This window comes from Peribacillus sp. NPDC096622 (assembly GCF_044762665.1).
Taxonomy (GTDB): domain Bacteria; phylum Bacillota; class Bacilli; order Bacillales; family DSM-1321; genus Peribacillus; species Peribacillus frigoritolerans_B.
Genome location: NZ_JBIWES010000018.1, coordinates 43,917 through 57,458 on the forward strand (window position 1 = coordinate 43,917; position 13,542 = coordinate 57,458).

12 protein-coding genes are annotated in these 13,542 nt (G+C 41.6%); 7 read left to right on the top strand and 5 right to left on the bottom strand.

Features of this window, described 5'->3' with window-relative positions; all coding sequences use genetic code 11:
- Positions 1–61: 61 nt before the first annotated feature.
- The 5 genes from ACIQYG_RS22740 to ACIQYG_RS22760 all read left to right on the top strand — a co-directional run bounded on the left by ACIQYG_RS22740 (position 62) and on the right by ACIQYG_RS22760 (position 5,153).
- On the top strand, positions 62–1,171 hold the full coding sequence (locus tag ACIQYG_RS22740) for an ABC transporter ATP-binding protein (RefSeq protein WP_402842810.1): 1,110 nt from the start codon (positions 62–64) through the stop codon (positions 1,169–1,171).
- A complete protein-coding gene (locus ACIQYG_RS22745; RefSeq protein ID WP_034305104.1) occupies positions 1,161–1,964 on the top strand; it encodes an ABC transporter permease in 804 nt (267 codons plus the stop codon). Before ACIQYG_RS22740 ends, ACIQYG_RS22745 begins: the two co-directional genes overlap by 11 nt.
- 1 nt (position 1,965) lies before the next feature.
- Positions 1,966–2,769 carry an ABC transporter permease gene (locus tag ACIQYG_RS22750; RefSeq protein ID WP_034304873.1) on the top strand — a complete coding sequence of 268 codons (804 nt, stop codon included), beginning with the start codon at positions 1,966–1,968 and terminating at the stop codon, positions 2,767–2,769.
- The gene (locus ACIQYG_RS22755) at positions 2,766–3,839 is read left to right on the top strand and encodes an ABC transporter substrate-binding protein (RefSeq protein WP_402842814.1); all 1,074 of its coding nucleotides are present in this window, start codon (positions 2,766–2,768) and stop codon (positions 3,837–3,839) included. The genes ACIQYG_RS22750 and ACIQYG_RS22755 overlap by 4 nt, the downstream gene beginning before the upstream one ends.
- 423 nt (positions 3,840–4,262) lie before the next feature.
- Positions 4,263–5,153 (top strand): peptidylprolyl isomerase, encoded by an 891-nt coding sequence (locus ACIQYG_RS22760; protein WP_402842817.1) that lies wholly within the window; start codon positions 4,263–4,265, stop codon positions 5,151–5,153.
- A 298-nt stretch (positions 5,154–5,451) separates the two neighbouring features.
- Here ACIQYG_RS22760 and ACIQYG_RS22765 read toward each other — a convergent pair whose 3' ends face one another.
- The gene (locus tag ACIQYG_RS22765) at positions 5,452–5,976 is read right to left on the bottom strand and encodes a YtxH domain-containing protein (RefSeq protein WP_402842820.1); all 525 of its coding nucleotides are present in this window, start codon (positions 5,974–5,976) and stop codon (positions 5,452–5,454) included.
- A gap of 169 nt (positions 5,977–6,145) precedes the next feature.
- Here ACIQYG_RS22765 and ACIQYG_RS22770 point away from each other — a divergent pair, with 169 nt between their 5' ends.
- Both ACIQYG_RS22770 and ACIQYG_RS22775 read left to right on the top strand, forming a co-directional pair.
- Positions 6,146–6,610: a MarR family winged helix-turn-helix transcriptional regulator gene (locus ACIQYG_RS22770; protein ID WP_402842822.1), complete on the top strand. Its 465-nt coding sequence runs from the start codon at positions 6,146–6,148 to the stop codon at positions 6,608–6,610.
- Positions 6,611–9,727, top strand: a complete 3,117-nt coding sequence (locus ACIQYG_RS22775) for an MMPL family transporter (protein ID WP_402842825.1) — start codon at positions 6,611–6,613, stop codon at positions 9,725–9,727.
- Positions 9,728–9,844: 117 nt separating this feature from the next.
- Here the strand turns inward: ACIQYG_RS22775 and ACIQYG_RS22780 are convergent, their stop codons facing one another.
- From ACIQYG_RS22780 to nagA, 4 genes are all read right to left on the bottom strand, one after another.
- Entirely contained in the window at positions 9,845–10,567 is a 723-nt protein-coding gene (locus ACIQYG_RS22780) for an SIS domain-containing protein (RefSeq protein ID WP_402842827.1), read from the bottom strand.
- A 62-nt stretch (positions 10,568–10,629) separates the two neighbouring features.
- A complete protein-coding gene (locus tag ACIQYG_RS22785; RefSeq protein WP_402842830.1) occupies positions 10,630–11,352 on the bottom strand; it encodes a GntR family transcriptional regulator in 723 nt (240 codons plus the stop codon).
- Positions 11,353–11,367: 15 nt separating this feature from the next.
- The gene (gene nagB / locus ACIQYG_RS22790; protein ID WP_402842833.1) at positions 11,368–12,102 is read right to left on the bottom strand and encodes a glucosamine-6-phosphate deaminase; all 735 of its coding nucleotides are present in this window, start codon (positions 12,100–12,102) and stop codon (positions 11,368–11,370) included.
- Positions 12,099–13,280 (bottom strand): N-acetylglucosamine-6-phosphate deacetylase, encoded by a 1,182-nt coding sequence (gene nagA, locus ACIQYG_RS22795; protein WP_402842835.1) that lies wholly within the window; start codon positions 13,278–13,280, stop codon positions 12,099–12,101. The genes nagB and nagA overlap by 4 nt, the downstream gene beginning before the upstream one ends.
- Between the last annotated feature and the right edge of the window lie 262 nt (positions 13,281–13,542).

Sequence of the window (13,542 nt, forward strand, 5' to 3'; positions counted from 1 at the left end):
ATTCAAAACAAACCAATCGTTGATGATTGATGAGTAAGGTAATGGAGAGAGGGAAGAAGCTATGGCAAATGGGAATATAATACGCTTCGATCAGGTTACGAAGCAATTTGATGATGAAACGGTGGTTCTCGATAATGTTAGTTTTGAAATCGAGAGAGGGAAGTTCTATACGCTATTGGGTCCTTCCGGATGTGGGAAGACCACGATCCTTCGTTTGATTGCCGGCTTTACGGAAGCTTCCAAAGGTGATATTTATTTTGAAGGAAAAAAGATCAATGATGTACCAGCCAATAAAAGGCAAGTGAATACGGTTTTTCAAGATTATGCACTTTTTCCGCATTTAAATGTGTTTGAAAATGTAGCATTTGGTCTTCGGATCAAAAAAATGAAGAATTCTGAAGTGGAAATCAAGGTGAAGGAAGCACTCAGCTTTGTTAATTTGGAGGGTTATGAAAAACGGGAGATCAGGGAAATGTCCGGCGGTCAGCGGCAACGGGTAGCCATTGCCAGGGCTATTGTTAATGAACCTGAAGTCATTCTGCTGGATGAACCGCTATCTGCCCTCGATCTGAAACTGCGTACAGAAATGCAATATGAATTGCGGGAGCTGCAACAGAGGCTTGGAATCACGTTTATCTTCGTCACTCATGATCAAGAGGAAGCATTAGCGATGTCAGATGAAATTTTTGTCCTTAACAAAGGGAAAATTCAGCAAAGCGGGACCCCTACGGATATTTATGATGAACCGCTGAATCGATTCGTTGCCGATTTCATCGGTGAGTCCAATATTGTAAAAGGAAAAATGATTGAAGATTACCTCGTGGAATTCGTAGGCAGACAGTTTGAATGTGTCGACCAAGGATTGAACAGTAATGAAGCTGTCGATATTGTCATCCGCCCGGAAGATTTAGAGATTACTTCGGTCGATCGCGGGAAACTGCAAGTTCGGGTGGACTCCCAGCTATTTCGCGGTGTTCATTATGAAATCAGCTGTTATGACCATGATGGTAATGAATGGCTTGTCCAATCAACGAAAAAAGTGACAGTAGGAGATGAAATAGGGCTATATTTCGATCCGGAATCGATTCATGTCATGCGATTGGGTGAAACTGAAGAAGAGTTCGATAAGCGTCTGGAAGCGTATCACGATGGGGAAAGTCATGAAGAATAAAATATCCCGGAATATTTACTTCATACCCTATGTCTTATGGATTGCTTTATTCGTGATTGCCCCCATTTTATTGATCCTTTACTATTCCTTCTTTGACATTGAAGGCAATCTATCCTTGATTAACTATCAAAAGTTCTTTACGCCAGTATATTTAAAAATGACATTAAGCTCATTTTGGTATGCTTTCCTGATTACGGGAATATCCCTTTTAGTCGCTTACCCGACAGCCTATTTGTTAACGAAAACCAAGCATAAGCAGTTGTGGCTTTTGCTGATTATCGTGCCTTCCTGGATTAATTTACTTTTGAAGGCTTATGCCTTCATTGGTATTTTTGGCACATATGGTGTGGCGAATGGTTTCCTGGAGGCGGTAGGAATCGGAAAGCAGCAGATTCTCTTTACGGATTTCAGCTTCATATTCGTTTCGGTTTATATTTTCATCCCGTTTATGATTTTACCGATATTCAATGCGCTTGATGAAATGAATCCAACCCTATTGGATGCGGCCAATGACTTGGGAGCGTCCCGATGGATGACATTCCGCCGTGTCATTTTTCCATTGACGTTAGATGGTGTAAAGACGGGATGCCAGGTAGTCTTCATCCCGGCACTTTCATTGTTCATGCTTACAAGACTGATTGCCGGTAACCGAGTCATTACACTTGGTACCGCTATCGAGCAGCACTTCCTTGTAACACAGGATTGGGGAATGGGTTCCACAATCGCGGTATTTCTGATTATTATAATGTTCCTGATTATGTTTGTAACGGGTAACCGAAAGCAGGGTGTGTAAATTGGGCAATAAATTATCACCAATATCAAAAGCGTTTCTCGTTTTGATTTTTCTCATTCTCTATGCACCGATTTTCTTTTTAGTCTTTTACTCTTTTAACAGCGGTGGAACGATGTATGACTTTAAAGGGTTCACGATGGAGTGGTACAAGGAGCTGTTCCAAGATACGAGGCTGTTGATCATTGTATTGAATACACTTGTGATTGCTTTATTATCTGCACTGATAGCAACGATCATCGGGGTGATAGGGGCAATTGGAATTCGGTCCTTTACGAGCAGTAAAGCTAAGAATACGGTATTGTCATTGAATAATGTATTGATTGTCAGTCCCGATGTGATCATCGGTGCTTCCTTCCTGATTTTATTCACGATGGCCGGGATCAAGCTAGGATTCTACTCGGTACTGTTGTCGCATATCGCATTCAGTATCCCGATCGTTGTGCTGCTGGTACTTCCGAAACTTCAGGAAATGAGCCCTACTTTAATTGATGCGGCCCGGGATTTAGGAGCAAGCCGGTGGGATGTATTGACGAAGGTCATCCTTCCATACATCTTACCAGGTATCTTTGCTGGTTTTTTTATGGCATTGACTTATTCACTTGATGATTTTGCGGTTACGTTCTTTGTGACCGGTAATGGTTTCTCCACTCTCTCTGTGGAAATCTATTCATTGGCCCGACGTGGAATTTCATTGAATATCAATGCACTATCGACACTTCTGTTCGTCGTGACACTGCTGTTGGTTGTCGTATATTACTTTATAACTCAACGTGTTAGGCAAACGGGAATGGGGGGGAAACGATGAAAAGGCTTCTCCAAATGTTTTTGCTCATTTCCCTCGTATCCGCTTTGCTGCTATATGCAATTTCAAGTTTGAATTCATCGCAGGGATTTACGAGCAGCAATACGCTTACCATCTATAATTGGGGCGATTACATCGATACGGATCTAATCGAACGTTTTGAAGAAGAAACAGGTATAAAGGTCATTTATGAGACTTTCGATTCGAATGAGGCCATGATGACTAAAATCGAACAGGGCGGTACCACTTATGATATTGCCATACCGTCTGAGTACATGATCGATAAGATGAGGCAAGAAGACTTGCTGGTTCCCTTAGATCATTCCAAGCTTCCGAATTTGAAAAATATCGATGAGCGATTCATCGATCTGCCATTCGATCCGGAGAATAAATATTCTGTCCCGTATTTCTGGGGAACGGTTGGGATTGTTTATAATTCCAAGATGCTCGGTGGCAAAGAAATAACGGCCTGGGCGGATTTATGGGATAAAGATTTAAAAAATGAAATCCTTTTGACGGATGGGGCTAGAGAAGTGATGGGCATGGGTCTGAACTCTTTGAATTATTCATTGAATGATACAGATGAAGAACACCTTCAAGAGGCAAAATCCAAACTTGATGCCCTCACTCCGAATATTAAAGCGGTAGTAGGTGATGAAAGCCGCATGCTATTGGAAGCCCAGGAAGCGGCGATTGGCCTTGTTTGGTCGGGAGTTGCTTCTGAAATCATGGCTGAAAACGAAGATCTGGAATACGTTGTTCCAAAAGAGGGGTCCAATTTATGGTTTGATAATATGGTCATCCCAAAAACAACGAAAAATGTCGATGCGGCTCACCAGTTCATCAACTTCATGCTGGACCCGAAAGTTGCGGCACAAAATGCTGAATATGTAAGTTACTCGACACCCAATAAAGAAGCACTGAAATATATGCCTGAAGAAGTGGTGAAGGATGAACGTTTCTATCCATCACCTGAACTGACGAAGAAACTGGAAGTATACGAAAACCTTGGGAAGAAAAACTTGGCCCATTACAACGAACTCTTCCTTGAATTCAAGATGCATCGTAAATAACAAAAGAAAAAAAAGCATGGTGTAGGAATCCCCTCCGTACACCATGCTTTTTCGTTTCTGTCTTTCACGGGTATTTGCTCCAAACTCACGAGTAAAAGCCTGAAACTCACGAGTATTTGCTCCAAATTCACGAGTAAAAGCCCGAAACTCGCGAGTATTTGCTCCAAACTCATCAAGTAAAGCCGAATTGCACTTTGTTACCTATATAAAAACTTGGTATAACGGTATAATACATTTTTTTGTAATGATCAACCAAAATTTTAATGTAAATCTGTAGCAGAATGAATACTCTAAAATATCTGTAGGGATTTAAGTATGTTAGTATAATGATTGGGTTAGTGCATATTGAAGGTTGAATTAAAATCTTAAGGATTAATTAATATTTCCAAGCTATCATAATAGAAAACTTAAGGGAGAGTATTCATGAAACTATTTAGGAGCACGAAGGCATATATTTGGGCAGGGAGCATTTTAATCATTGCCGGAATCATGGCATTTGCGATGATTTCGTCCACGGATAAGACAATGGCGAGTATCGATGGCGAGAAAATAAATAAGGATGAGCTGTATGACGCACTTGTTGCGGGATACGGAGCAGATACTTTAGACCTGTTAATTACTAATAAATTGGTTGAATTGGAAGCGGAAAAAGCAGGAATTAAAATTAAGGATGAAGAAATCCAGAAAGAAATCGATGTTATGGTTGAGTCCTATGGCGATGAAAAGTCGTTAGAAGAGCAATTGGAAGCAAGCGGTTCTTCGATGGATGCCTTAAAAAAGGACATCGTGGTTTACCTGCAAACGAAAAAACTGGTCGAACCGAGAATTACCGTGACGGACGATGAAATCAGTACGTATTTTGAAGATAATAAAGATACATTTGCTCAAGCGGAACAAGTGGAAGCTAGTCATATTTTAGTCGAAGACGAAAAAACGGCAAAAAAAGTTGCGAAAGAGCTTGCAGCAGGCGGTGATTTCGCTAAGTTGGCAGCTGAATATTCCACTGATACTGAAACGGCGGATAACGGAGGAGGAATGGGATATTTTGGAAAAGGTGATATGGTGGAAGAGTTTGAAGATGTTGCCTTTGATCTTGATATAAATAAAGTCAGTGATCCAGTCAAATCCGAATATGGGTACCATATCATAAAAGTAACCGGTAAGAAGGAAGCAAAAAAAGCTAATTTAGAAGACAGTAAAGATGTAATTAAAGAAACGCTTCTTTCCGAAAGATTACAAGAGGAATATCCCGTTTGGTTAGCCGAAGTGAAAAAGGACCATGAGATAACGAATAAATTGGAGGGCTCTAACTAAGGTCATCAAGTGACTGATATATGAAAAAACAAAAGGGTTCCGGAAAATGTACCTTTCATCAAATGATGTTCCCGACCCAACTGACCCACAGTTTGTAGACTTCTATCTAAATGTTATAACAGAGTTGATAGGAGAGGAAGGTAAGAGACTGCTGCGGGAAAAGCGTGTCAAGGGGAGACACCAAAGGCGGAAGTCGAGGAGGCTCCACGACCGCCCGCGGAAAGCGAGTGCCTGAAGCGATATCAACATTGACAAGCGATAAAAAAGCTGAGGCATAATGCCTCAGCTTTTTTATATATTAGAAGTTGGATGAAATGGATTTTTGATTGGATAATCCTGATTTTTTAACGATTTCATCACTCTCTTTTTCACCTTTATCATTATCGGATTTCAATGATTGTGATGGCGTTTCTTTTAGCTGTTTACCGGCAACGACCACCTTTGAACTGATGTCTTTTAATTCACTTGTTGCGTCCTTAGCCGTACCAAGTGCATCAGTGGAGATATCCTTTACTTCGGATACTTTACCTACCACGTCTTCATTGACGGTTTCATATAATGTTTCAACGTCATTGATTGCCTCTTTAATCGTCTCCGTTGCCCCTTTGACTCCTGATACCATCTGTTCCTTCATTTCGCCGGGATTTTCCTTCACCTGTTCAATCATATTCATGGAGTTGTCTTTTAAAAGGACGGCTGATCGCTTTACTTTATTTCTTGTGTTGGAGTCAAGTAAGGTCAACGCACCGCCGACAAGCCCCCCGATTAGAATCCCTTTTAAAAGTTTGCTATTCGTTTGAGTTTCGATAGTTGATTGAGTCATTTATATTTCCTCCTTTAGAATGGTAGATTGTTTGCTTATTTTGGGTTTTCCCTTATTTACCATAAGTTAAACTGGAAATAATAAACTATCACGGGATTGACATAATAAATAAAACAATAGTAATCTACATATAGTTAAATGACTGAACTACTTTTTGGGAGGCGCAACGATGACTAATGAAAAAGTTTCTGGATTGATTGATCGCTATATGAAGGTTTCTTTCTATGTCAATAAGATGGGGGAGCTTTTAATAAAAGATCAGATTTGTGATGTGCTGACGAACGAACAATACTATACTTTACGGTTCATTCAACAACAGCGGTTGTGTACATCGACGGAAATCAGTGATGCCTTTTACATTAATAAGAGTGCCGTCACGTCCAACATCAACAGGCTGGAAGGCAAAGGATTGATAGAACGGGAACAGGACCTGGTTGACCGAAGGGTCTTTCACTTGAAGCTTTCCAAAGTGGGGGAAGCGTTGTTACAGGAAACGGAAAATAAGATTCATAAATTGGTAGAGAGCATCATGACGAAATTCGATTATGAAGAGATTGTTAAATTCCTTGATACATATGAGAAGCTTTCACAGATTTTCATTCAAATGAAGAATGAGGAATGGGAGGAAATATAAATGAGGGGAATCATAAAGGGAAGATGGCTGGTCATTATCGCTTGGGTTGCAATTACGGCAGGGTTATTGTTTGCGGCACCGAATATGGCGGAGCTTGTCCGGAATAAGGGCCAGCTGGATGTACCTGCAGAGTATTCCTCTGGAATGGCCAATGAGCTAATGAAAGAGATCCAGGATAAGGATGAGTCACAAGTGGCTCTCGTATTTCATGGTGATAAGAAGTTATCTTCCTCGGAATTGAAAGAGATCGAGGTAGCGATCCAAAAGCTTGAAAAGAATAAAGCGGAGCTTGGCATCAAAGAGGTCATGACCCATTTTAAAGAGCCCTCGCTAAAAGGTCAGTTGGTCTCGGAGAATGAATCAACGGTTTTGACATCCATCACGATGGTCAAGGGGGACCGGGAAGCTAAGGAAGTGATCGATGCCCTTTATAAAGAGTTGGAACAAGTGGAAGTCGAGCATTATTATACAAGCAGCTGGATGATCGATGAAGATCTTAATGCCAATTCCCAAGAGGGGCTGAAGAAAACTGAAGGCATTACGGTTGTCTTCATCCTGGCTGTATTGCTGATAGTCTTCCGTTCAGTGGTGACACCGATCATTCCGTTAGTAACTGTCGGTTTCACTTATTTATGTTCACAATCCATAGTCTCATTCCTGGTGGATAAATGGGACTTTCCGATTTCGTCTTACACCCAAATATTCCTGGTAGGTATTTTATTTGGAATCGGGACTGATTATTGCATCCTGCTTCTTAGTCGTTTCAAGGAGGAGCTATCGTCTCGGGAGTCCTTGCCTGAAGCCATCGTGGAGACATACCGAACCGCCGGTAAGACTGTCTTATTCAGCGGGCTGACCGTAATGATTGGCTTTGCGGCAATCGGTTTTTCTACTTTTAAGCTCTATCAATCTGCGGCGGCCGTTGCCATAGGGGTTTTCATTTTAATGATCGCCCTTTATACGATCGTTCCATTTTTCATGGCGGTTCTTGGTAAGAAGCTATTCTGGCCGGCGAAAGGGAAGCTTGCGCATAGTGAAAGTAAACTGTGGGGAATTCTTGGTAACTTCTCTTTGAACCGCCCATTATTGGCGCTCATGATCGTCGCAATCGTCTGTGTCCCCTTTTTGTTTATGTATGATGGGAAGATTTCTTATAACTCCCTTGAAGAAGCGGGTGATGATGTTCCTTCCATCATGGCATTTAATATCATTTCCGATGAATTCGGTCCGGGACAATCGATGCCAACACAGATTGTCATAAAAAATGACGAACGTATGGATTCGGAAGATTACATCGCACTTGCTGAAAAAATCAGCCAGGAAATCGTCAAGGTGGATGAAGTCGATATGGTTCGATCCATGACCCGCCCGACAGGTGAACCCATTAAGGACTTATTTGTCTCCAATCAAGCCGAAACTTTGGAAAAGGGAATCGGGGAAGGAAATAAAGGCATTAAACAAATCAGCGATGGATTGAAAACGGCAGGCAGTGAGCTTTCCGATTCAGGACCGCGATTGAAGCAAGCGACAGACGGAATAGGCGGGCTCATATCCGGGACCAATGAATTAAAGAGCGGCGTAGGTCAGGTGGAGAAGGCGTTAACAAGCATTGAAGCAGGCATTCGCGATGGGTCTTCAGGGACTGGGGACATAAAAAACGGATTGAATGAGGTCAAGGCAAACTTGGAGAAGCTCGCTACCGGAAGCGGACAGCTACTCGAAGGCTACAAACAATCAGCTAATGGGTTAAGCGAGCTCACAGGTCGATATAAAGAAATTCAAACAAACCTTACGGGCGTATCACAAAGCCTTGCAGGTTTAAATCCTTCCTTTGAGCAAATGGAAGCCACTCATCCAGAATTACAGACGGATCAGTCCTATCAAACGATCAAGCAAACAGTTCAAGGGGCACAGGGTGGCTTGGAGCCCATGGCAGCAGGCCTTTCAGAGCTCAATAGGAATCTTGTTTCAGTGTCCGGCGGTTTGAATACGGCGAGCGAAAATATGGAAGAGATCGTAAAGGGTCAAAATTCTCTTGGGGAGGGCCTGAACCAACTGATTTCAGGTGTCGGCACTTTACAAAAAGGTTTAAGTACCATGGCCAATGGTCAGGGGGAAGTCATAAATAATCTGTCAGGATTTAAAGGAGGCCTTACCAGCTTAAGTAATGGGCAGCAAGAACTCCTAAATGGTTTTTCAAGCCTCGGCGGACAACTTACTGATTTGACAGATGGCTTAAATGAAAGTGCGGATGGTCTGAATGAAGTCCATGATGGACTATCGTCCGCACAGGGTTATTTATCAGGGCTGGCAAAAACGGATAAAACGGTAACAGGCATGTACATTCCCAAAGAAGTGGTCGAAAGCGAAGAATTCGGGGAAGCATTGAACGCGTATTTATCTGAAGATGGTAAAATCATGACCATGGATGTGGTATTCAAGGCGAATCCATATTCCAATGAAGCAATCGAGCAAATCGATTCTATTGAGGCAACCGTTGAAAGAGTAACGAAAGATACAAAGCTTGAAAACGCACAGGTGACGATAGGGGGAATCACAAGTACACATCATGACTTGGGCATGATGTCTGAGGAGGATTTCTCAAGGACTGTCGTTTTGATGCTTTCGGGTATTGCAATCATTCTCTTTTTCATGCTGCGATCCCTGGTCATGCCGGTCTATTTGATTGTGTCGCTCGTTTTGACTTATTATACAGCGGCAGCCATTACAGAGTTGATTTTTGTTAATATTCTCGGTTATGCTGGCATCGGCTGGGCAGTTCCTTTCTTTGCATTCGTCATCTTGATTGCTCTTGGCATTGACTATAGCATTTTCTTGATGGATCGCTTTAACGAGTGGAAAGATAAGCCGGTCAAGGAAGCGATGTTACTGTCAATGAGAAAAATGGGAACGGTGATCATCTCGGCGGCTGTCATTCTGGGGGGAACCTTTGCTGCCATGATGCCAGCAGGAGTTTTATCGCTTTTGGAGATAGCCACTTTAATATTGGTGGGGCTTGCTTTATATGCGTTTGTCATATTGCCATTGTTTATACCGGTTATGGTTGCAACGTTTGGAAACGCGAATTGGTGGCCATTTTTAAAAAATAAGGAATAATGGGGAGTACCCCTTAAATTAAAGAAGGCATCCGCATGGATGCCTTCTTTAATATTTCATCATGACCGCTTTATGAGGAACATAAAAGCTTATGTATTCCTTTTTGGCTAAATCGAATCATAATTGGGGGATTCTTGTTTTATATTTCGCGATGATCTTTTGATTGTGTTCATCTGCCCCTTCGATATTACTGCTTAGGAATACGGGAGGGGTTTCCCCAGATTCAATAATCGTTTGGATGACTTGCGTGAAAACCATATTGAGGAGAACGGCCCCGATCACGGTCGATCCGGAACCAAAAGATATATTGTTTGATTTCAGTAATGTGTCACCTTTGGCAATATGATTGTCTATGACCAAATCAACGACATCATGGAGATGATGCTTCTGTTTATGCCGTGAAGAACAACTTTTTGCATACTCCGGTGATGTTAGTCCAATGACGAAGGCCCCTTTTTCTTTTGCGATAATGGCGACATCTATTGGAACGGGATTTACGCCGGATGATGAAATGACGATACAGACATCACCAGGACGGATATCCTCATCATGCATGAATTTCTCTGATAGGCCATTTTGCCGTTCAAGTTGGGATGACCTTGAAGCTCCCTTGAAAAGCATCAAATCTTCAACGAAAATGGGACGAATTGCGGCTAACCCACCCGCCCGGTAGAATACCTCTTCGGTCAAAATGTGAGAGTGTCCGCTTCCGAATAGATGGATGATTCCATCTGACATCACTGCTTTTGAGATATGTTCCACAGATTCCTTAATTGATTGCTTTTCCTGTTCTCCCACAATTGAGAGTAAAGCCTGCACTTCTTCAAAGTATGAGTTCATATATGTGACCCCTCCGATTACCTATCGCAATTAAAAGACTATAGTGATGAAAATATTCAATTTTATCTGCTTATGGTTATCGTGAACTTATACCTGTCCGCACGATAAGCCGATTTAACATATTCAAGGGGAGTTCCGTCTATTAGGAAAGTATGCCTTTTAATGAATAATATGGGTGAGTGCTTTGGAATCGCTAAATGGGTGACTTCCAATTCAGAAGCAATCGATGATTCCAACGTTTGTGTAGCATAATCTATTTTTAGTTTAACGTAATTCTCTACATATTGGTAAAGGGAAAGGTTAATGATTTCTTCCGTCAATCCTTTAATTAAATTGGCGGACATGTACACAGTCTCTAATGCCATTGGAACATCATCAGCCAACCGAATGCGTTTTATTTCATATACGGGAGCATAAAGGGAAATGTGCAATTCACTGGCAATTTTCTTATCAGCCGGAATGATTTCAAAGCTCAGCAGCTTACTGCTTGGTTTTAATCCCCTGGCTTTCATGTCCTCGGTGAAGCTGGTCAGCCCATTGAGCTGCTGCTCCAATTTCTTATCGGCGACAAAGGTTCCCCTTCCTTTTTGACGGTATAAGTATCGGTCATTCACCAAATTATTTATGGCTTGCCGGACGGTCATCCGGCTAATTTCGAATTGCTCGGCATATTCACGTTCAGATGGAAGGGCATCGTGCGCTTGGAACTCACCGTTTTCTATTTGTCTTTTTATTTGTTCTTCGATTTGAAAATAAATCGGAAGAGGTGAGTTTTTATCAATCATCGACTTTCGCTCCTTTTAAGGTATTATCACTCCGGATAACGCTTTTTGGTCTGCGATAATTGTAACATTATTATGTTTTTTTAGGATAGATGCAGGGAACTCCTCGGAAATGTCACCGTGTAACAATTTCTTCAGTGTTTCGGCTTTTTCTTCACCAGAAATCAGCAGCAGAATTTCTTTGCTTTTCATGATTGTGGAAATGCCCATCGTAACGGCATGTGTTGGAACTTCGTCTATGGAATTGAAATAACGTGCATTCGCTTGGCGCGTTGAATCTTCAAGAGTCACGACATGTGTACCGGATGTGAAGGGAGTTCCAGGTTCATTAAAACCAATATGGCCATTTTGGCCAATACCTAGTATCTGAAGATCGATTCCTCCTACGGAATCAATCATTTCGTCATACCGTTTACATTCTCCGTTGGTGTCATCGGCCGTCCCATTTGGCAGGTGAGTACGCTCTTTATTTATATTGATGTGAGTGAATAAGGAGTCATCCATATAATAATGGTAACTGTTTGGATCATTTGGTTTTAAGCCGATATACTCATCAAGATTAAAAGACGTTACATTTTCGTAAGAGGTATGATTACGCCCGTGATCTTCAATCAAATTATCATACATACCTTTTGGGGTACCGCCCGTTGCAAGGCCCAATTTGATATTTGGATTTCCTTTAACTTTTCCGATCACTATTTCTGCGGCTGTCCGGCTCATTTCTGCGTAATCCCGCACTTGTATGATATTCATTTTACATTCTCCTTTTTAAAAGCTAAATTTCCTCTGCAAAACGTCATTTCAACGTCCAAGCGGTCATTCAAAATTACAAGATCCGCGTCTTTACCGACCTGGATGCTCCCTTTTCTATCAAATATCCGAAGCTGTTTGGCAGGGTTTTCTGCCGTCATTTTTATAATGTCGGTCATGGAACAGTCGGTATATTCCAATGTATTTTTGATGGCATCGTTCATTTTCAATATACTGCCGGCCAGTGTACCGTCTGAAAGCGTTGCTCTCGTTTCGTCAACATTAACAGGCTGACCACCTAAATCATAGGTACCCTTTTCAAGCCATTTGGCACGCAGCGAGTCCGTTATCAAGATCATGCGTTCACTGGTTATTTGGTTATATGCCAGTTTTACCATTTCCGGCCTGCAGTGAATGCCGTCAGCAATAAGTTCAACATATAGCTCGTCTCGAAGATAAGCAGCTCCCAAAACACCAGGTTCGCGGTGATGGAGTCCACGCATCCCATTATAAAGATGTGTAACGTGGGTAGTACCTGCCTGGATTGCTTCATCTATTTGGTTAAATGTTGCATCTGAATGGCCGATGGAGGCCACGACGCCAGTCCCTCTTAAGTGAGCGGCAAGATCTAATCCATTTGGTTGTTCAGGAGCAAGCGTTACAAGCTTGATTTGATTTTCGGCCATTTCCTGCCACTTTTTAAATAGAGTGACATCAGGATCAACGATATACTCCTCAGGCTGTGCTCCTTTACGGGCAGGTGAAATGAAAGGACCTTCTAAATGGATCCCAACTATTTCAGCGTGTTCCTGAGTTTGATTTTCGATATATTTACCAGCATTAAGAAGCGCTGATTCAATAGCTTGGGTAGATTGGGTCATTGTTGTGGCCAGAAAGCTGGTGGTTCCTTCTTTGGGAAGGGTCTCTGCCATTGTGGATAATGCTTCATGTGTGGCATCCATTGCATCGGAATTGGATGCCCCATGAATATGAATGTCGATCGCACCGGGAATTACCTGATAATCCGGTGAAAGAGTAATTACCTTGGCATCATCGTCCTGTTTGTATTGGCTGACTGGACCAACTTCGGCAATTTTTCCATCCACGACTTTAATGTACCCATTTTTGTATGTTTCCTTTTCGCTATGAACTATTAGATTATTAATAATGAATGTTTTCATACATAATCTCCTTTATGAAAGTAAAACTTAATGAATGAGTCATGAAATGGTTTCATATATTTTGCCCTCATTTTATCGTTTTTATTAAAGGTTGTCTAGACCAGTTGAGAGGGAACCGGATAAAAAAGATATTTTTGCTTTATTTTCGAAGAATATAGTATACTTTCAAGTGAATTGGTATAGACATCTATATATTTTCTGTGCTAGTATAAGCCAAAGAAAAGTTATTATATTGATAAAATGAAAACGCTTTATACGTCTT